Source organism: Psychrobacter sp. ASPA161_9 (assembly GCF_051970275.1).
In the GTDB taxonomy this organism is placed as follows: domain Bacteria; phylum Pseudomonadota; class Gammaproteobacteria; order Pseudomonadales; family Moraxellaceae; genus Psychrobacter.
Genome location: NZ_JBEFNI010000001.1, coordinates 221,219 through 240,866 on the forward strand (window position 1 = coordinate 221,219; position 19,648 = coordinate 240,866).

Genomic DNA, 19,648 nt, shown 5'->3' on the forward strand with positions numbered 1-19,648 from the left:
TATCTAGGCAAAAATAAATAGTATTTTTACTTTGAGGTGCGGATGGAATAGTGCAGACAATAGGACTATTTATAAAAAATTAATGATACTCATCAAGTATTTATCGCCTATTTCTTGGTAACATGTTCATTTAATTAGAAAAACGCATTTAACATTGTGCTGATTTTTAGCAAGGAGAAATAATGTCTAGAACCATCAGCAAACTAGCAAAAGAAATAGGTATCAATATAGAAACCGTTCGTTTTTATGAGCGTAAAGGACTAATTAAACAACCTATTAAACCTATGCAAGGTTATAGGCAGTATCCAATAGAATTGACTCCGTACCTAGGTACATATAATACACTTGTGTCATAACTTAACGAGGTATTTATATGGAGCAGAAACAATCAAACCTTCTGATGACAGTTAAGCTTGACGTACCAACAACGAACTGTGTGACATGCCTGATAACAGTCACACATTCACTAAAGAAGGTCGATGGTGTTAAAAAAACCGAAGTCACTTATAGAACTAAATCGGCTGTGATTATATATGATGACACCAAAACCAACGCAGAAATCTTAATGAAAGCAACAACCAATGCGGGTTATCCGTCTACATTAAGAAGATGAATTTTAACTATGGATAAAGATACATTATTATTCCGATTTGGAATTATAAGCACCATAATTGTCGCTTTGTGCTGTTTTACTCCTATTCTTGTCATTTTATTAGGTGCTGTAGGTCTTGCTTCTTTAACAGGATATTTGGACATTGTTTTACTTCCGGCACTAGCATTTTTTGTCGTACTTACCATTTACGCACTGTATAAAAAAAATTCAACAGATAAAAACCTCTGTAATGATGATAAAAAAAAGGATGAAAAATGATTAATGATGAAGTTTACACATCAGATGTTACTGATATAAAGGTAGCCATGCATATAGCTATCGTTGGCAGTGGCTCAGGTGCTTTTGCTAGTGCTATTAAAATGGTAGAGCTTGGAGCAAGAGTAACCATGATTGAAGGTGCTAAAGTGGTTAGTGGATCTTGTGTAAATACAGGTTGCGTACCATCAAAAATACTTATTCGTGCTGCACAATTAGCGCATCAGCAACGAGATAATCCATTTAAAGGACTAAAAAACAGTCACCCTCAAGTAAACCGTTCTCTAATCTCTCAACAACAGACTGCACTTGTCGATGAATTACGTGATACCAAGTACATTAGTATTTTAGAGTCAAATCCAGCAATAACCTTATTAAAAGGTTACGCACGCTTCGAAAATGAAAATACGTTGCTTATAAAAAAGCCTGATGGTTCAGAAAAAGAACTTCGCGCAGACCGTATTTTAATTGCAACGGGTGCTACACCGATTATCCCACCAATTAATGGTTTAGCAGACACCCCGTATTGGACATCTACAGAAGCTTTATTTGCTGAAGAATTGCCAGAGAGCTTACTGGTAATCGGCTCATCGGTTATTGCCCTGGAAATTGCCCAAGCCTATCATCGTTTAGGGTGTAGTGTGACTATATTGGCACGCCATACGTTATTGTATGCAGAAGAGCCTTTATTAGGCGAGAGATTAACAGAGTGTTTTGAAAGAGAGGGTATTCAAGTATTAAATAACACTCAAGCAAGCAGCGTCAGCTACGATGGAAAATTCTTTTCATTAGATACAAATGAAGGCGTTTTAAGCGCTGATAGGTTACTTATTGCTACTGGTCGTCACGCAAATACAGCTCAGCTCGGATTAGAGAACGTAGGTGTTGCGATACAAAAAAATGGAGCTGTTATAGTCAATGATAAAATGGAAACATCAACAGCTCATATTTATGCTGTAGGTGATTGCTCTAACATGCCTCAATATGTTTATGTAGCAGCTGCAGCAGGTACTAAGGCAGGTGTCAATATAATGGGTGGTGATGCAAGGCTAGATTTATCTACGATGCCTGCGGTTATCTTTACAGATCCACAAGTCGCAACAGTTGGATTAACTGAAACTCAGGCGGTAAACGCAGGATTTGAAGTGATTAGTCGAGTGTTAGATATGGAAAATGTGCCTAGAGCATTAGTTAATTTTGAAACAGATGGATTTATCAAACTGGTCGCTGACAAACCAACAGGTAAAATCCTTGGCGCACAAATACTCGCTCATGAAGGTGGGGAGTTAATTCAAAGCGCTACACTCGCTATTCGTAACAATATGACAGTAGATGACCTCGCAGGACAGCTATTTCCATATTTAACGATGGTCAAAGGTTTAAAGCTATGTGCACAAACTTTTAGCAAGGATATTAAAGAGCTATCATGCTGCGCGGGATAACCTCATACGGCTATCAGACGTTACCCCGTATCTATTTTTCACTACTATCAATACTATTAGGCCTGTTAAACGTTGTATAAAATCGAGTTTTTATTGTCTTTCTTCATAAATTGTCTCTAATTATCTGCCATACACTATGCTATGTTAAAGATAACAATAGCGTTCATACTAAATGAAGTTAAAGAAGAATAATGAAATTGAAAAGGAAGGTGCCATATGGACAATAAAACCTATCTTATCATCGGCGGGACTGGCGGCATTGGTCAAGCGATGGTCAGACAGCTAGTACAAGCGACTGCTAATGAACAAGGCAGCAAAGATAATGACAGCACTCGCATTAAAGTCTTTGCCACTTACCATAGAAGTATTCCTGACTTTGAAGCGGATAATCTGCATTGGTTGCAAATGGATGTCAGCGATGAGAACAGTATTAAACAAGCTGCCGACGATATCAAGCAGCAGAGCACGCATCTTGATTGGGTTATTAACTGTGTGGGGCTGCTACATACTGAAAAATCACAGCCAGAGAAGGCACTTCGGCAAGTTGAAACGGAATTTTTCTTACAAAATATGCAAATCAATGCGTTAGCAGGCTTACTGATAGCCAAGCATATTAGGCCGCTACTTGCTAAAGCGCAACGCAGTGCTGATAAACCTGCAATATTCGCGACTATATCAGCGCGTGTGGGCAGCATTAGTGACAATCAGCTGGGCGGCTGGTATAGCTATAGAATGAGTAAGGCTGCGCTAAATATGGGTATGAAAAACCTAAGCATAGAATGGGGACGATCATTAAAAGACGTCTGTATAGTGGTCATGCAACCAGGTACGGTCAACACCCAATTGTCTGCACCATTTCAAGGTAATGTCGCTGATGGGCAATTATTCTCGCCAGCCTATAGCGCAGAATGTCTATTGGAGGTGCTGTCAAACATGACTACTGCCCAATCTGGGATTTTTGTCGACTGGGCAGGGGAGTCAATTCCTTGGTAAAGTAGGACTTGAAAAACTAAATTATTAAAACAAAAAAAGAGTGTGTCATGATTCAGTCAATGACACACTCTTTTGATTTATAGAAGTCTGTTCCATAAAACCTCAATTAATCATCGTCTAGTTAATGACAAATAAGTCCATAAACTCATTAACGGGCGTCTGCTCTAATCGAGCTTGGTCATCGCACAGCTCAATGATTTCGTCACAACGACTCTCGATAAAGCGGGTAGCTAGACTGGATCGGAATTTCGCTTCTAACACAGGGATGCCTTCTTCACGGCGTCGCTTGTGACCAATAGGATATTCAACAGCGACTTTATCGGTACTGGTGCCATCTTTGAAGAAGATTTGAATCGCATTGGCAATAGAGCGCTTGCTTGGGTCATGATAGTCTGCTGAGTAGCGCTCGTCCTCTTCTACCACCATTTTGCTACGTAGCTCATCAATTGATAGATGTTGCTCATGATAGTCGTCTTCATAGTTTTCTGCCATGAGATCGCCAGTTAGTAAAGGCACAGCGACCATATATTGCAGACAGTGGTCACGATCGGCAGGATTGGCAAGCGCGCCTTCTTTTGAGATAATTCGAATCGCCGAGTCATGGGTGGTGAGTACGATTTTCTCAATATCATCGATTCTATCTTCGATGCGTGGATGCAGAATGACTGCTGCTTCACAGGCAGTTTGTGCATGGAATTCAGCAGGGAAACTTATCTTAAATAAAATATTTTCCATCACATAAGTGCCAAAGTCACGCTGAAAGGTAAAGCGACGCTCATCTTCAGGTTTGAGTGCTAAGTCTTTATTGGTATGGCTAAATAGCACATCATAAAACCCCCATTGCGGGGCAGTTAACGCGCCAGGTATTCCCATCTCGCCACGACGCGTGATATCTACCAAGCGCACAGCACGACTGGTTGCGTCACCTGCCGCCCATGATTTACGGCTACCAGCATTGGGTGCATGGCGATAGGTGCGTAGCGCTTGACCATCAACAAGTGCTTGTGAAATAGCCGCCATAATACGCTCGCGTGGCAGGTCATATAATTTGGCGACGACAGCGGTTGATGCTAATTTGACTAAAAACACATGATCCAGCCCAACGCGGTTAAATGAGTTCTCAAGTGCTATTACACCCTGAATCTCATGCGCCATAATCATAGATTCAAGCACATCTCTTATGGTGAGTGCTGCGCGACCTTGGCTGACGTGTTGCTGACTGATATAGTCTGCTACTGCCAAGATACCGCCCAAGTTGTCTGAGGGATGCCCCCATTCGGCAGCAAGCCACGTATCATTATAATCAAGCCAGCGCACCATACAGCCAATATCAAAAGCGGCTTTAATGGGGTCTAATCGATGGGAAGTACCGGGGACGCGCGCGCCATTAGGCGTAATCTGATCAGCGCAATCGGGTCCTAGGTGTTTGGTACATTCAGGGAAGCGCAGTGCAAGTAAACCACAACCAAGCGTATCCATCAGACAGTAGCGTGCGGTATTCCAAGCATCAGCGCTATTTGGGGAGTCATCATCAATAGAGTAGTTGAGAACATAATCGGCGATTTTTTGAATCTCGTCGTCATATTCTGGACGGACATTGCTTTCTACATTAGACATAGTCGTTACCTCTTCCTTAAGTTAGCTACTTTTTTGACCATTGACCGTTTACCACGACCACCGTTTTCACGATCATAGTCATGACTCAAAAGTAGCATACTCAATAGGTAACAACAGTGACATAGTGTAAAAGAACTTTGTAGTTTGAGCCCTTGTAATCTAAGGTTTTATTGTGAGTTTAATAACATACGACTTATCATATAAATATATCTAAGTCATCAAGTAGATTAAGCCTGCAATGAACATAAGGCTCAATATCAACAGTAAAAAACTCAAAAGTTTGGTCGCAAAACCTGACCCTTCTGAGCCACCTAACTTCAGGTTCTTTGCTTTAGACTTTTTAATAATCGGCAAAATCATATCAACATGTTCGAGACCGTCTGTAAGATAAAACTCACTTGCACGCACGAACCCTAAAGATTCATAGAAGTTGAGTAAATAGGTCTGTGCTGAGATTGCAATGGGTTTTTTACCGTATTTTTTACGGCAGTGCTTAATGGCATGCGTCATGATTTGGCGCGCCAAGCCCTCACCTCTATACTTCGGTAATACTAATACTCTGCCGATTCTAGGCATTGGCAGAGTATTAGTAGCTGAGGTACTAGATTCAGGTGCAATAATGCGACAGTAACCAACCAGTGCTTCATCTTTATGCGCGACAAGATGTAGGCAGTCAAAATCCACCTCATCCATATCTTGATAAGCGCAGTTTTGCTCGACGACGAATACCTGCGAGCGCGCTTTTAGAATATGATAAAGATCAACTGAAGTTAGCTCGTCAAAGGTTTTTATAGAAAATTGACAGGTCATAGTTAATGGTTCTTAATGATTTAGACGCTTTTGATTTACTTTTACAGTGGTGGCATAAGGACTAATACCTTTATCCATAATTTTAATGGCTTCTTCATCGATATCATTATCAAAGTTATTAAAAGCATTGTGATGTCCTAACATAAAGCTTTGACAGTTGCTTATCCACTTATTTACTAAGGTTGTTTGTGATGACATAATTTGCGAATTTATGTTACTAATAGAGTCTAAAAAAGCTTTTTGTTTTTCTTCAACCATAGTGAATATCTCTTTCTGTTGCAATTTAGCATTCATAGGAGAGGTAGCAAGCAGCCAAATTCTAGAGGCCATAATTTGTGGAATAGCGACACACATCGTCATAGTCTTTTGTTGAAGCTTTAATGCATTTGCTGAGTTAGTTAACATTTTGATCCCAATTAAAAAGTAAGGGTAAAGGTAGTAAATGAGCCAGTATCTTAGATATGGTAGTCATCAACGCTAGGTAACTAATCAAATATTTCGTTTAAAATTTATATATTTAAGAGAGATATAACTAAAAATAATCCACTATTATATATACTTAACCCTTTAGTGTTTGACTAATTTTGTCCAAGTTCAAGCTATCAGACATGGCACTAAATATCTCAAAGTACTTACCACGTTTCTCATACAGCTCTTCATGTGTGCCCGTCTCAACCACTTGACCATTTTCTATGACCACTAAATCATCGGCATCGATAATTTGGGCAATATTGTGCGAGACCATAATCACTGTGCGATCTCTTTTAATCAGGTCTAAGCTCTTTTTGACTTGTTGACTGGCAATCGCATCCAGACTGGCCGTTGGTTCGTCTAAAAACACAATTGGCGGATCTTTTAGAAACATCCTTGCCAGTGCGATACGCTGCTGCTGACCACCCGATAAGGACTTTGCCGTACTCTCATAACCGTGAGCCAGCTTTATAACTTGCTCATGGATAGAGGCTTTTTTAGCAGCGACAATAATATCCTCATCGGTCGCGTCCATATTGCCATAACGGATATTTTCACTGATGGTGCCTGAAAAAATATGATTGCTTTGTAACACCAGACCGATGCGCTGGCGTAATTCATGGGTATCACAATCGGCTAAATTATGACCATCCAAGTATATCGTGCCAGCATCTGGCTCATAAAATTTCACCAATAAATTAATAATGGTGCTTTTACCTGCACCGCTTAAACCAACTAGCGCAGTAATACGATTGGGTTTAATGGTGAAGCTGACATCTTTTAGCGCCTGCGTGCCATTAGGATAAGTAAAATCGACATTTTTGAGCTCGATATGACCTTTTAAATTTTTACTGCTCATCCCATTGACATTTTCGACTTGCTCATCATCTTCTAAGATTTCGAAAAATCCTTCGGCATAAGTCAGCGCATTGTTAATTTGGTCATAAATGCGATGTAACTGGCGAATAGGGGCAGCGACGTTTTGAAATAGCATCACATGGAATAAAATCATACCGATGGTCATCTGACCATTCAAGACAAAGTAAGCAGTAAGCAGGATGATAACCACCACCCCAATCTGTTCAATAAAGGTCTTAACCGCATCATAAATAAAACCAATGCTACGAATTCTAAGCTGATTGTCGGTCATCTCTTTTTGAATCTTTAAGTGCTTCTCAGCCTCAATAGATTCACGCACAAAAGATTTGACCACGCTGATCGAATTAATTAATGAAATGACAAGCCCGCTCTTGGCTTCTCTAAAGCCGCGCATCTGCCTGCGAAAGCCTTGCAAGCGCCGCGCTTGCTTTTGACTGATAAAAAAGTAAATGGGTATGATAATAAGACCGACCAAACCGATCCAAAAGTTGGTCGAAAACATGATAATGAGTGAAACGATGGCGCTGGCAAACAAGGGCAGCATGTCGATAAAGAAGTTTTGCACTAAACTTGTGAGACTGCTGACACCGTAATCAATACGGGTTTGCAGTTTGCCACTGTCGTTTTCACTACTGGTATAAAACGCCATACGATAGGTCAGAATGCGCTCAATGATGCGCTGGGACAAATCACGTGACAGATTGATACGAATCTTTTCACCAAAAAAACGCTGACCAAAAGAGATAAAGATAGACAATATCTCTTTAGTCAGTAAAACGACACTAATGATACCGAGCATGCGCAGACCAGCCTCCCAAGGCTCGGCAAGGGTAGCGATTTCGGTCAAGGTATCGACAGTGTAGCGCAGTACAAACGCATTGACCTGTGCGGTAAAAGAGCCAAGCACCGTCAACACCAGCGTAGCAATGATTAATATTCGATAAGGCTTAGCAAATACCGCCAGCTTTTTAAGAATATCCCATAGCAAAGCTCTCCGTTCTTTTTTTTCGACCGGAGGCTTTTTATCTAATTGTACGCGGCGTGGAGGAGTACTCATAATATGAAGATGCTATCTAATTTCAGTTAAATCCCTATGGTTAAAGGGTTTCGTTTATTCGTATTGGTTTTTATATACCTTATAAATCGATAGCTATTATAAAGACTTTAATCAGCATCCCAAAATCTGTTAACTAAAAACTATCACTTGGTACAAAAACTTCACCCACCATAATACGACGAGCAGAGCGACTCATTGAGACTTTTTTGGCTTGCCAGCGTCCATCGACTTGTTCAGTTTTTCCGCCAACTAACAATGTGCCAGAAGGATGCCCAAAACGCACTTCACCTAACTGTTTTTCAGATTGGCCAGCGCTCGCTGCTTGATTAACGAGTGTACCTTGCGTGGTCGCTGCGGCGGCAATAGCAACTGCTGCTGTGCCCATCATCGCATGATGTAGTTGCCCCATACTCATTGCTCTTACCACTAAATCAATATCTGCTGCGTTAACTTCTTTACCACTGGACGCGGTATAACTTTGTGCAGCGCCAACCCAAGCAATTTTAGGAATATGCTGACTTGCCTGTGCCTCAGAAACATCTTTAAATAAGCCCATCGCAACCCCGCCTTTGGCACGGATTTTCTCAAGCTTAGCTAAGGTTTCGCTATCGCTATTGATATCACCCTGCAGCTCAGTACCAGTAAAGCCCAAATCTTCTGCTTTCATAAATATGGTTGGGATACCCGCACTGATAAAAGTCGCTTTGACGCTATCAGTTTCTAAACCACAACCAGACACATCAAAGTCATCGACTAGATTGTTTGTCGGGAACATATCACTGGAAGAGTCGACTGGGTCAATAAATTCAATTTTGACTTCGGCGGCTGGGAAGGTGACACCGTCTAACTCAAAGTCGCCTGTTTCTTGGACTTGTACCTTGCCTTGCTCATCCATGTATACAGGCACATGGGCGATAATGGTTTTACCAATATTCTCTTGCCAAATGCGGACTTCGCAGATGCCAGTACCATTTTCGGCACTTTCCGCTACTTTATTCGCATCAACCAAGCCCATATTAATCGCACAAGCACCAACTGCGGCAGTTAAATTACCGCAGTTACCTGCCCAATCAATCATAGGTTTGGCAATATTAACTTGTCCAAACAAATAATTAACATCGTGGTCTGCTTGCTTAGCCTTAGACAAAATCACCGTCTTTGACGTGCTAGAGCTACCATTACCTAAACCGTCGATTTGCTTACCATAGGGATCTGGGCTACCGATCACACGCAATAGGAAATTATCTCGCGACGCGCCAGCAACTTGGCAGCGCTCAGGTAAGTCAGATAGTTTAAAGAAGGTGCCTTTTGAGGTGCCGCCGCGCATATAGGTAGCAGGGACGGAGTGTTGTGGGGCGAATTTTGTTTTTGATTGGGTCATTGTTTATTCCTTATATCGGCTTATTAGAGTGAGGGTCGTTAATATACTATTTTTGTGGTAAAATACCACAAAGGTTAATATTTTGAATATGGAGAAAATTATGTCTACCGCAAGCATACGTCTTAATAAAGTGTTAGTTGATAAAGCCTATGCGATCTCAAAAGCACAACATCGTACCCCGCCAAAGCAAATAGAACATTGGGCAACCATAGGACAAATTATGGAAGATAATCCTGACCTATCCTATGAATTTGTTCGTCAGCTGTTGATTGCACAAGCAGAAGTCGATGCGGGTATGGTTGAACCTTACGAATTTGGATAGTTTATTTTGGACAAATAATGACTCAGTCTTTAAGTGTTATTCAATCACATAGTTTTAAAAAAGCAGTTAAGAAATTACATAAAAATCAGAAAGCCGACCTAGATGATGCTGTACGTGCCATCATTGATAATCCTAATTTGGGCGTGCAGAAGGTGGGTGACTTATCGTCCGTACGTATCTATAAGTTTAAAATGCTAAAACAGTTAACATTATTGGCCTATCAGATTGACGATGGTCAGCTTGTTCTCACTTTATTAATGATTGGCACACATGAGAATTTTTATCGTGATGTTAAATTAGTGCTCTGATTATTATATAGTGCTAGTGTCATTATTTTCATACCCAAATATTAAAAAACCGATGCCATATAGACAGTCTATACAACATCGGTTCTTTAATTACTTAAAAGTCATAATGCTTACGCAATATCTAACGTGCCATCGATAAACTCTTTGGCGAAGCGCTGTAACATACCGCCTGCGTTATACATTTTGACTTCATCAGCCGTATCCAAACGGCAAATGATAGGGGTTTCAGTTTTGCTGCCGTCGGCACGATTAATAACCAAGGTCATTAAACCGCCAGCAGACACTTCGCCAGTCACATCAAAAGTCTCTGAACCATCGATTTTTAGCGTATGGCGAGTCGTACCTTCTTCGAACTGTAAAGGTAGCGCGCCCATACCCACTAAGTTTTGACGATGGATACGTTCAAAATCTTCAGCGACTACGGCTTCCACGCCAGCCAAACGGACACCTTTAGCAGCCCAATCACGGCTTGAGCCTTGACCATAACCATCACCAGCGATGATGATAAGTGGCTGTTCACGATTCATATAAGTCTCAATCGCTTCCCACATACGCATGACTTGACCTTGTGGTTCAACTCTGGCGTATGAGCCTTGGATAATTTCACCATCATCGTCACGTACCATTTCATTCAGTAGTTTAGGGTTGGCAAAAGTAGCACGTTGGGCGGTTAAATGGTCGCCGCGATGCGTTGCATAAGAGTTGTAGTCTTCTGCAGGTAAACCCATCGTATCAAGGTACTCACCAGCAGCCGAGTCACCCAAAATCGCATTAGACGGTGACATATGGTCGGTGGTGATGTTATCACCCAATACAGCAAGTGGGCGCAAACCAGTTAAGGCATTTTTCTTGGCCATTTTGCCTTCCCAATACGGCGGACGGCGGATATAAGTGGTCATCTCGCGCCAGTTATATAATGGGCTTAATGCTTTACCAGTGTCTTTTTTGGCTTCATCAAACATAGGGATGTACACAGCATTGAATTGCTCAGGCTTCACGGCTTTGGCAACGATGGCATCGACTTCTTCGTCATCAAACCAGATGTCTTTTAGATAAACGTCATTGCCGTCTTGATCCTTACCTAATGAATCTTTTTCGATATCGAAACGAATATTACCGGCGATGGCATAAGCGATAACCAGCGGTGGTGACGCTAAGAAGGCTTGTTTGGCGTATGGGTGGATACGACCGTCAAAGTTACGGTTACCAGATAGTACCGCTGTACTGAATAAGTCGCGGTCGATGATTTCTTTTTCGATCTCAGGGTCTAATGCACCACTCATACCATTACAGGTCGTACAAGCAAAACCAACCACATCAAAGCCAATTTTCTGTAAATCAGGCATGAGTCCAGCTTCTTCTAGGTACATTTTTACCGTTTTTGAGCCTGGAGCTAATGATGATTTTACCCAAGGTTTGCGTAGTAGGCCTTTAGCATTAGCATTACGGGCGACAAGGCCAGCAGCAACCATGTTGCGAGGGTTAGAGGTATTGGTACAGCTGGTAATCGCAGCAATAATTACTGCACCATCTGGCATCAAGCCATCTTCTAGTTCAGGAAGTTTGTCACCCTCACCGTGAGCAATACCTTTAGCAACCAAATCCGTGGTTGAAACACGAGCATGCGGACGTGAAGGGCCTGCCATATTACGTACGACTGCTGACAAGTCAAATTCAAGCACACGGTCGTAAACGGCATTTTCCATACCATCTGCCCATAGACCTGTCTGCTTAGCGTACTGCTCAACCAGTTTGATTTGATCTTCACTACGACCCGTTAGGCGTAAATAGTCGATGGTTTGCTCATCGATATAGAACATCGCCGCAGTCGCGCCATATTCAGGCGTCATATTGGAGATAGATGCACGGTCACCAACACTTAATTGACGAGCACCTTCACCGAAGAATTCAATATAAGTAGAGACCACGCCTGCATCACGCAAGAACTCGGTCATTGCCAATACCAAATCGGTACCGGTAATGCCTTTTTGCAGTTTGCCCGTTAACTTGACACCAACATAATCAGGTAGGCGCATATAAGATGGGTTACCTAGCATCACGCTTTCGGCTTCAAGGCCACCAACACCGATTGAGATAACCCCTAACGCATCAACCATTGGTGTATGACTATCGGTACCGACTAAAGTATCGGCAAAGGCAACTTCTTCACCCGCTTTATTGTGTACGACTTGGACGACTGGCGACATTTTTTCTAGGTTAATTTGGTGCATGATGCCGTTACCAGGTGGTACGACGTTCACGTTATCAAAAGCATACTGGCACCAGTTGATAAAGTGGAAACGGTCATCGTTACGGCGCTCTTCGATAGCGCGGTTTTTCTCAAAAGCGTTTTCTTCAAAGCCTGCATGTTCAACGGCCAATGAATGATCAACAATCAATTGCGTTGGTACGATAGGGTTCACTTTGGATGGGTCACCGCCTTGCTCAGCGATAGCATCACGTAGACCTGCCAAATCAACAAAAGCGGTCTGACCTAAAATATCATGACAAACGACGCGAGCAGGGTACCATGGAAAATCTAGGTCTTGCTTACCTTCGATATGTTGCTTAAGCGCATCGGTTAATTCTTCTGGCGGACAACGGCGAACCAAGTTTTCACACAATACCTTTGAGCAGAACGGTAGCTTGTCATACGCACCAGTTTCAATGTTCTCAATCGCTTCACGGGTGTCAAAATAGTATAAATCAGTGCCAGGTAATGGCTTTTTAAATTGTTCATTCATGGGTTGTACTAGGGCATTATCCATAAGTCACCTTTGGCTGTTAGCTGGTTGAAATTCAAAAATAATCGTTCTTTTAGCAAAATCATTAGTATTAGAAGTAGGCTTTGCTAAAAAATCTCGTTGAGAAGGTAGGTGTTATTAAGAAAAGGAAAGTAGATGTAGGGTACGCAAGGCACACCCTACAAATATTCTATATCAAGAAAAATTAACGCGCGCTCATATCTGGTACTGGACGCAAGTCTTCACCGATATATTCCGCACTTGGGCGAATGATACGGTTGTTAGCACGTTGCTCAAATACATGAGCAGCCCAGCCAGTTAGACGTGAACACACAAAAATTGGCGTGAACAGTTTGGTTGGGATACCCATAAAGTGATAGGCAGAGGCATGGAAGAAATCAGCATTACAGAACAGTTTCTTTTCGCGCCACATGACTTCTTCACAGCGTACTGATACTGGGTATAGCACCTCATCACCAACATCGGCAGCCAATTTTTCAGCCCAGCCTTTAATGACGACGTTACGTGGATCTGATTCGCTATAGATAGCATGACCAAAGCCCATAATCTTATCTTTACGTGCCAGCATGCCCATCATCTCTTCTTCAGCTTCATCAGGTGAGCTAAAGCCTTCAATCATATCCATAGCTGCCTCATTAGCGCCGCCATGCAAATGACCACGCAATGAGCCAATCGCACCCGTAATACAAGAATGGATATCTGACAGAGTAGACGCACAGACGCGCGCGGTAAAGGTTGAGGCGTTAAACTCATGCTCTGCGTACAAGATTAAGGATACGTTCATAACCTTAGTATGTAGCTCGTTTGGTTTTTCACCTTTAAGTAAGTGTAAGAAATGCCCACCAATCGTTTCATCATCAGTTTCAGTCTCGATGCGCACGTTGTCATGTGTGAAGCGATACCAATAGTTGATAATCGATGGGAACACTGCCAGCATGCGATCAGTTTGGTCGTTTTCTTGCGAGAAGTCAGTCTCAGTCTCAAGGTTACCGAGCATAGAACAACCGGTACGCAATACATCCATCGGATGCGCATCGCTTGGAATACGCTCAAGCACGTCTTTTAAAGGTTGCGGTAGACCACGTAGCTTTTTCAGTTTGGCTTGGTAGGCATCAAGCTCACTTTGGGTTGGCAAATTGCCATAAAGTAGCAAGTAGGCCACTTCTTCAAAAATACATTTATCAGCCAACTCTGACACGTCATAACCGCGATAGGTCAAACCTGAGCCTGATTTTCCGACCGTTGATAGAGCTGTTTTACCTGCGACTTGACCGCGTAGACCTGCGCCTGATAGTTCTTTCTGTGCTGCCATGATTAAATTCCTTTTGTTGGTAGCTTTTTTGGGTGGGACGATAGTAAAAATGAATAAATAAAATCAAATTCTAATGATTTTATTTATATCTTAATTGACTTATGTCTTACTTGTTGTCGGCAAATAATTTATCTAGTGTTTGCTCAAACTCATGATAGTTTAAGAAATCATAGAGCTCCATACGCGTCTGCATGGTATCAACGACTTTTTCTTGCGTACCATCAGACAAGATATGCTGATAAACGTTCAGCGCAGCTTTGTTCATTGCACGGAAAGCTGATAATGGATATAACACCATGTCTACGCCAACACCATGTAATTGCTCTGTGGTGTATAGGTCAGTTTGACCAAACTCAGTCATGTTTGCTAGTACTGGAATATCCAGTACATCCGTAAACTTACGGTACATCTCGATATCTGTTAATGCTTCAGCAAAGATCATATCAGCACCAGCTTCTTGGAAGGCAACAGCACGCTCAACGGCAGCATCAAGCCCTTCAACAGATAGGGCATCGGTACGCGCCATTATTACAAAGTCGCTGTCAGTTTTGGCATCAAGAGCGGCTTTTAGACGATCAACCATCTCAGAAATACTAACAATCTCTTTATTAGGGCGATGACCACAGCGCTTTTGGGCGACTTGGTCTTCGATATGTACCGCTGCAACCCCTGCTTTTTCCATTTTTCTAACGGTTTGGCTAATGTTGAATGCGCCACCAAAGCCGGTATCAATATCGACAAGCAATGGTGTATCAACAGCATCGGTAATACGGCGTGCATCTTCTAGAACATTATCAAGGCTGGTCATACCTAAGTCTGGGAGACCAAATGAGGCGTTCGCTACACCAGCACCAGAAAGATATAATGCTTGATGACCGACTTGGGTTGCCATCATTGCTGTATAAGCATTAATAGTACCGACTATCTGTAGCGGTTGGTTATTGTCATTATTTTGTTTCATGGCACTGCGAAAACGCGCGCCAGCTGATGATGAAGTCATTCGAGAATCCTTGCGTGGAGGGTTAGTCTTACTGTAGGGATAGTTAGATACTAACTATTATTTTTTCTTTCGTTTTTATATACTTAGTTAGATGTTCAGTTCAGCATTGTTCATTCTTAACCAAAACATCCGTTGCTATAACGAATTTTTATTAACTTAGAGTATACGCAATTATCCCTAGTTTGAAAGAGGTTATTACCAGTAGAATATTAGCTTAGATTAATAAATATTGTAGAAAAATTAATAGTATTCATATTTTGAATGATGATATCCATATTCTAATGATATATTCGCTTTACTATGCATATCAATAAACATAGTTGTTTTAATGCGGGCTAGGTTGTCATATTTAGTTACATTTATAATGGACAATAAGCAGTGATACAAATACAGAAGAAGATCGAGCATATTATTAATTTTATCTTTTTGACAATAGAAAAAGCCCTGATAGCTAGCAGCTAAGAGGGCTTTTGGTTTTTTATTGCTTAATTAGGTTTTTGATAAGATTTTAGCCAAGCAGACCAGCAAGGTTAGCTAAGAATAACAGGGCGACGCCGCCTAAGAAAAGTAAGCTTGTAATCGAATAAGCATTCATACCTGGTGATAGTTTTTGATGGTTTTTTACTAAAGAATAGTTCAACCAACCAAAAATAGGCGCTGATACAAAGGCGGATATCATAGCGAACTTCAACATAGCACCTAACTGTCCAGTAAAGAAGGTGATAATAACCAAACCCCCACCAATCGCATAAGTCGTCCAAAAAGCAATCTGCTTTTTATTAATCTCGCTCTCACCTTTTATTAACCGCCAGCACTCAGCATTGGCACGGCCATAACCATCTGCACAGGTAATGGTAGTACCAAACATGCACATAAAGGCGACGAAGGCGACTAGCAGTCTTGACCATTCACCGATAGTGGCTGTATACATATTGATTAGCTGATCAATATAAGCAACGCCTGCGGTTTGAATCTCTTGACCAGAGCCATACTGAACAAAGACACCTAACGATAAAAAGAACAACGCTAAAACAGCAGAAACCAAAAAGCCCACATTAAAATCAAGCAAACCTTGTTTATGAGTGGTGTTGTCCGCTTTTCTCTTTGCAGATGTCCACATTGAGGTAATGGCAGCAAATTCAAGCGGCGCTGGCATCCAGCCCATGAGAGCCACAATAAATCCTAGAGTCGCTAAATTCCAAGGGGAGGCGGCGACAAAGTCAGGGGTCATCACCGTTGGCTTGCCAGCAGCAATAATGACCGCTAATACGGTTGCACTGACCAGAGCAATCATAATCCATTTAGTCACCCCATCGAGCAACTTATAGTGACCGGCAATCAGAAAGAACCAGCAAACAGCAACGATGATAATAGCCAAGCCAATACTGGACAGTCCTACAGAAGCGGGCAGCATAAAGCCCAATATCACTGCCGCAAGTAGGGTCACTGCACCTGTACTAATCACTGCGGATAGGATGGATAAAACAAAGTAGATCCATAGATACGCTTTTGAGCGCTTAGCATAACCAGCAATTAAACTCTCGCCAGTATCGTAGACATAATCTGTGCCAAAGCGAAAGAAAGGATACTTAAAGACGTTGGCTAAAATAATCATGATCGCTAACTGCCAGCCATATATAGCGCCCGCCTGCGTTGATGAAATTAAATGCGAGCCACCAATGGCAGCAGTCGCCATCAAAATTCCTGGTCCAAAGATACGCCAGCTAAAGCCTTCTTGTTGAGCGTTAGAGCTACCGTCAGCTGTACTTGGATTATTGAGTTGTTGAGTGGTCATGAATACCTCGAAATGGTTAAAACGGCAAATTATCACTTACCTGTGTCAGCTTGCCAATGATCAGTAGAAAATCGTTCTATCTCGGGCAGGCCAAAATATAAAACGATTCATATCGTATCGACTTTAGCACACCAATGCTCTTCAGGATAATGATTATTCTAGTTATTATTACTATTTGTTTGCATCGCCATTCTTGATAGTTATCATAATAAATAACTAATATCAAGCATTAGCATTGATTATTTTTTGGCGATTCTTTATACCACAATATGCAGCCGATATCTGATAATTTCAGACTATTCTTATAATTTACAGCTTTGACACAAATTTTTGCTGCCGATAAGTAATTCCGCGCCGCTCATAGACATGATAAATTGCGGTGAGCAGATTGGGTATCTTTGGGTGTACAAAATCTTTGAGAGTGTGTAGGTAAATAGGGGAGGTAACATTCTCATGAATCAAGCGCTGATAACTGATTTGTTCAGTACGTACTGTTTTGAGGCTGGCAGGCACTAAAGTAATACCCTCACCAGCAGCTACCAGACCAAGTGCTACTTGCAAATCGCTGACCTCAGTCGTCATTAGTGGCGTGATACCGTATTGCGCAAACAAGTGTAGTAAAGGTTCGGTAACAGGCTCATTATCTAGCGTGCCGTTTTTTCTGGTTTTTAAGGTGGTAGCAGTAGTAGACATTGGCAAATGAGTTTGGTGATATAGAATCAAACGGTTATTCGCCAAATCAATCAGACGTTGTTCCTTGGTATGAGCAAGTGGGTGCGCTTTGGGCAATGCCACTAAATAGCGTTCATGGCGCAATAAAATCTGCTGTATCCACGCATCTTGATGAGCAAAGCGCCCAAAGCCGATGTCAATTTCACCTGATTTAAGCGCTTCAACTTGCTGGTAGGAGCTGATGTCTTTTAGATTAACCTCAATATCAGGACTTTGTTGTTTCAAAGACGCAATAATTTCGGGTAAATGTCCGTAGAGCACTGACGGTACAAAACCAATATTAAGTGCTGTACTTGGCGCTGATAAACGCTGGGTCATACTGGTAATAGTATTGAGCTCTGTTAATACGGCACTGACTTTGTCATAAAAGAATTGACCGGCTTCTGTTAGTTGTAGGGGACGATGATAGCGATCAACCAATATCACATCCATATCAGTCTCAAGTTGCTTGAGCTGCCGACTAAGACTAGGCTGCGATAAGCCCGTTATCTCAGCTGCCGCACTAAAGCTTTTTAGATCAGCGATAGCAATAAAGGCATTAAGCTGCTTTAAATCCATGGTTTATAGTCCTATCACAGTCGCTTTATTTTTTGTCTTTAATTAGGTGCATAGTGTTATCTGTAAGGCTGGCATAGATTTTGCTACTTCGGCACCAAATTAATACTAGCAAACCAAATTATGCTTCAAAACTATTAATTAGCTAGCAAGACATTAATCAGATATCAGCATCATAACGTAATTCTAGCGGTCACTTAAGAATAATGACATAACTTGGTTTATTATCATATGAATGATTTAGATAACTATAATATAGAAAACAATATCTTAGACGATAACTTAAACAATAATAAATCAGATATCGAAGGAGATTTATCTAAAAGTAATTATACGAAAACCAATAATAATAAAACCAGCGATATTTATGAGCGCTTTATTAATCGAGTTCAAAGCATCAATGGCTCTGGTTCTAATGACAAAACTGACGAGAATAATCAGACCAGTCTCGATGACACATCTGTATACGAGCCTTTAAGTGATGAAGAGCTGCAGTTTGTTATAAGCCCTGAACAAAAATTAGATACCCAAGAAACAAATACTATTACATCTAACGATGAAGATAACGCAATGGAGCTGTCTTTAGAAGATAGTACTACGTTTGACGATGCCATATTAGTGTCAGCCACTGAGTCTAGTATAGGCTCAGATGCTAAAAAGGTAGGCGTATTAAAAGGCAGGCAAGTTAGTGGTTTGAAATTATTAATAACTGGTATTGTCTGCGGCTTATTACTCAGCGTACTTACTGCCATACTGTTAAACGCTACTGGCATTTTTGCGACCTTGAACGATTACCTAACTTCAAACAATTCGCAAAAAACTGAAACAAGTACAAGTGTGTCAACTGCCAGTGCTGAGCCAGCAAATAATGATGAGACAGTAGTTGAAGCCAATGATGTAAGTCTTGATAGTCTAAGTACAGAGGACTTGATTTTGGATAATCGTAATGAGATAGTCGCTGGGGAAAAATCAATAGATGGAGATGAAAACGTTAAGTCTGAGTCAATTAATGACCCAAAACAAAATACGTCATCAAAAACAATCACAAAAAGTCCAGCACCCAAAAAAAATACTGAAAGCAAAGCTGAAAATATTAAGACTGATAACGCTAAAACTGAAACGGTCATTAGTTATGAAGATTTTGCAAAAGAGGCGCAGAGCACTTTATATCGAGAAGCCAACAACTAATCATTGAAAACTATAGTTAAGTTATAAGCGCTTAAAATAATTTATTGTAAACAATAACTTACGATCTATAGTTAAAATATTTTCAAAAAAATAAAATTAATGCTATTTATTTATAAAAAAATAAGAAAGTAGATTAATAAAATACCAAATGTA

General features: G+C 41.2%; 18 protein-coding genes. 8 read left to right on the forward strand and 10 right to left on the reverse strand.

Annotated elements, in window-relative coordinates; genetic code table 11:
* Positions 1-182: 182 nt before the first annotated feature.
* From ACTQ9S_RS00825 to ACTQ9S_RS00845, 5 genes are all read left to right on the forward strand, one after another.
* Positions 183-356 (forward strand): MerR family DNA-binding transcriptional regulator, encoded by a 174-nt coding sequence (locus ACTQ9S_RS00825; RefSeq protein ID WP_440453294.1) that lies wholly within the window; start codon positions 183-185, stop codon positions 354-356.
* Positions 357-400: 44 nt separating this feature from the next.
* Positions 401-613, forward strand: coding sequence for a mercury resistance system periplasmic binding protein MerP (merP, locus tag ACTQ9S_RS00830; RefSeq protein ID WP_440453672.1), 213 nt, complete (start codon positions 401-403; stop codon positions 611-613).
* 9 nt (positions 614-622) lie between these two features.
* Positions 623-871: a mercury resistance system transport protein MerF gene (merF, locus tag ACTQ9S_RS00835; protein WP_350656394.1), complete on the forward strand. Its 249-nt coding sequence runs from the start codon at positions 623-625 to the stop codon at positions 869-871.
* Positions 868-2,310, forward strand: coding sequence for a mercury(II) reductase (merA, locus tag ACTQ9S_RS00840; RefSeq protein ID WP_440453295.1), 1,443 nt, complete (start codon positions 868-870; stop codon positions 2,308-2,310). The genes merF and merA overlap by 4 nt, the downstream gene beginning before the upstream one ends.
* 216 nt (positions 2,311-2,526) lie before the next feature.
* Complete coding sequence (locus ACTQ9S_RS00845) at positions 2,527-3,303, forward strand: SDR family oxidoreductase (RefSeq protein WP_440453297.1); 777 nt, start codon at positions 2,527-2,529, stop codon at positions 3,301-3,303.
* A 117-nt stretch (positions 3,304-3,420) separates the two neighbouring features.
* Here the strand turns inward: ACTQ9S_RS00845 and ACTQ9S_RS00850 are convergent, their stop codons facing one another.
* The 5 genes from ACTQ9S_RS00850 to prpF form a co-directional block, all read right to left on the reverse strand.
* Positions 3,421-4,920 (reverse strand): bifunctional 2-methylcitrate dehydratase/aconitate hydratase, encoded by a 1,500-nt coding sequence (locus ACTQ9S_RS00850; protein WP_440453299.1) that lies wholly within the window; start codon positions 4,918-4,920, stop codon positions 3,421-3,423.
* 210 nt (positions 4,921-5,130) lie between these two features.
* A complete protein-coding gene (locus ACTQ9S_RS00855; RefSeq protein WP_440453301.1) occupies positions 5,131-5,730 on the reverse strand; it encodes a GNAT family N-acetyltransferase in 600 nt (199 codons plus the stop codon).
* Positions 5,731-5,742: 12 nt separating this feature from the next.
* Positions 5,743-6,135 carry a hypothetical protein gene (locus tag ACTQ9S_RS00860; protein WP_068327796.1) on the reverse strand — a complete coding sequence of 131 codons (393 nt, stop codon included), beginning with the start codon at positions 6,133-6,135 and terminating at the stop codon, positions 5,743-5,745.
* A gap of 154 nt (positions 6,136-6,289) precedes the next feature.
* On the reverse strand, positions 6,290-8,137 hold the full coding sequence (locus ACTQ9S_RS00865; RefSeq protein WP_068035852.1) for an ABC transporter ATP-binding protein: 1,848 nt from the start codon (positions 8,135-8,137) through the stop codon (positions 6,290-6,292).
* A 133-nt stretch (positions 8,138-8,270) separates the two neighbouring features.
* The gene (gene prpF, locus ACTQ9S_RS00870) at positions 8,271-9,518 is read right to left on the reverse strand and encodes a 2-methylaconitate cis-trans isomerase PrpF (RefSeq protein WP_440453303.1); all 1,248 of its coding nucleotides are present in this window, start codon (positions 9,516-9,518) and stop codon (positions 8,271-8,273) included.
* Between the two features lie 100 nt (positions 9,519-9,618).
* On the opposite strand from prpF, the gene ACTQ9S_RS00875 reads away from it, so the two are divergent.
* Complete coding sequence (locus ACTQ9S_RS00875) at positions 9,619-9,840, forward strand: TA system antitoxin ParD family protein (protein WP_068035855.1); 222 nt, start codon at positions 9,619-9,621, stop codon at positions 9,838-9,840.
* 17 nt (positions 9,841-9,857) lie between these two features.
* Positions 9,858-10,148 carry a type II toxin-antitoxin system RelE/ParE family toxin gene (locus tag ACTQ9S_RS00880; RefSeq protein WP_440453305.1) on the forward strand — a complete coding sequence of 97 codons (291 nt, stop codon included), beginning with the start codon at positions 9,858-9,860 and terminating at the stop codon, positions 10,146-10,148.
* A gap of 110 nt (positions 10,149-10,258) precedes the next feature.
* On the opposite strand, the gene acnD is transcribed toward ACTQ9S_RS00880, so the two are convergent.
* From acnD to ACTQ9S_RS00905, 5 genes are all read right to left on the reverse strand, one after another.
* Positions 10,259-12,892 (reverse strand): Fe/S-dependent 2-methylisocitrate dehydratase AcnD, encoded by a 2,634-nt coding sequence (gene acnD / locus ACTQ9S_RS00885; protein WP_440453674.1) that lies wholly within the window; start codon positions 12,890-12,892, stop codon positions 10,259-10,261.
* Positions 12,893-13,097: 205 nt separating this feature from the next.
* A complete protein-coding gene (gene prpC / locus ACTQ9S_RS00890; protein ID WP_440453306.1) occupies positions 13,098-14,225 on the reverse strand; it encodes a bifunctional 2-methylcitrate synthase/citrate synthase in 1,128 nt (375 codons plus the stop codon).
* Positions 14,226-14,331: 106 nt separating this feature from the next.
* A complete protein-coding gene (gene prpB, locus ACTQ9S_RS00895) occupies positions 14,332-15,225 on the reverse strand; it encodes a methylisocitrate lyase (RefSeq protein WP_068327803.1) in 894 nt (297 codons plus the stop codon).
* 508 nt (positions 15,226-15,733) lie between these two features.
* Entirely contained in the window at positions 15,734-17,020 is a 1,287-nt protein-coding gene (locus ACTQ9S_RS00900) for an NRAMP family divalent metal transporter (protein WP_440453308.1), read from the reverse strand.
* Positions 17,021-17,329: 309 nt separating this feature from the next.
* Positions 17,330-18,310 (reverse strand): LysR family transcriptional regulator, encoded by a 981-nt coding sequence (locus ACTQ9S_RS00905; protein ID WP_440453310.1) that lies wholly within the window; start codon positions 18,308-18,310, stop codon positions 17,330-17,332.
* Positions 18,311-18,538: 228 nt separating this feature from the next.
* Between ACTQ9S_RS00905 and ACTQ9S_RS00910 the strand changes: the two genes are divergently transcribed.
* Positions 18,539-19,495: a hypothetical protein gene (locus ACTQ9S_RS00910; RefSeq protein ID WP_440453312.1), complete on the forward strand. Its 957-nt coding sequence runs from the start codon at positions 18,539-18,541 to the stop codon at positions 19,493-19,495.
* Positions 19,496-19,648 lie beyond the last annotated feature (153 nt).

Excerpts from the sequence above, each read along its gene's own strand:
- ACTQ9S_RS00825 (WP_440453294.1), top strand. The coding sequence starts at position 183 with ATGTCTAGAACCATCAGCAAACTAGCAAAAGAAATAGGTATCAATATA.
- merP (WP_440453672.1), top strand. The coding sequence starts at position 401 with ATGACAGTTAAGCTTGACGTACCAACAACGAACTGTGTGACATGCCTG.
- merF (WP_350656394.1), top strand. The coding sequence starts at position 623 with ATGGATAAAGATACATTATTATTCCGATTTGGAATTATAAGCACCATA.
- merA (WP_440453295.1), top strand. The coding sequence starts at position 868 with ATGATTAATGATGAAGTTTACACATCAGATGTTACTGATATAAAGGTA.
- ACTQ9S_RS00845 (WP_440453297.1), top strand. The coding sequence starts at position 2,527 with ATGGACAATAAAACCTATCTTATCATCGGCGGGACTGGCGGCATTGGT.
- ACTQ9S_RS00850 (WP_440453299.1), bottom strand. The coding sequence starts at position 4,920 with ATGTCTAATGTAGAAAGCAATGTCCGTCCAGAATATGACGACGAGATT.
- ACTQ9S_RS00855 (WP_440453301.1), bottom strand. The coding sequence starts at position 5,730 with ATGACCTGTCAATTTTCTATAAAAACCTTTGACGAGCTAACTTCAGTT.
- ACTQ9S_RS00860 (WP_068327796.1), bottom strand. The coding sequence starts at position 6,135 with ATGTTAACTAACTCAGCAAATGCATTAAAGCTTCAACAAAAGACTATG.
- ACTQ9S_RS00865 (WP_068035852.1), bottom strand. The coding sequence starts at position 8,137 with ATGAGTACTCCTCCACGCCGCGTACAATTAGATAAAAAGCCTCCGGTC.
- prpF (WP_440453303.1), bottom strand. The coding sequence starts at position 9,518 with ATGACCCAATCAAAAACAAAATTCGCCCCACAACACTCCGTCCCTGCT.
- ACTQ9S_RS00875 (WP_068035855.1), top strand. The coding sequence starts at position 9,619 with ATGTCTACCGCAAGCATACGTCTTAATAAAGTGTTAGTTGATAAAGCC.
- ACTQ9S_RS00880 (WP_440453305.1), top strand. The coding sequence starts at position 9,858 with ATGACTCAGTCTTTAAGTGTTATTCAATCACATAGTTTTAAAAAAGCA.
- acnD (WP_440453674.1), bottom strand. The coding sequence starts at position 12,892 with ATGAATGAACAATTTAAAAAGCCATTACCTGGCACTGATTTATACTAT.
- prpC (WP_440453306.1), bottom strand. The coding sequence starts at position 14,225 with ATGGCAGCACAGAAAGAACTATCAGGCGCAGGTCTACGCGGTCAAGTC.
- prpB (WP_068327803.1), bottom strand. The coding sequence starts at position 15,225 with ATGACTTCATCATCAGCTGGCGCGCGTTTTCGCAGTGCCATGAAACAA.
- ACTQ9S_RS00900 (WP_440453308.1), bottom strand. The coding sequence starts at position 17,020 with ATGACCACTCAACAACTCAATAATCCAAGTACAGCTGACGGTAGCTCT.
- ACTQ9S_RS00905 (WP_440453310.1), bottom strand. The coding sequence starts at position 18,310 with ATGGATTTAAAGCAGCTTAATGCCTTTATTGCTATCGCTGATCTAAAA.
- ACTQ9S_RS00910 (WP_440453312.1), top strand. The coding sequence starts at position 18,539 with ATGAATGATTTAGATAACTATAATATAGAAAACAATATCTTAGACGAT.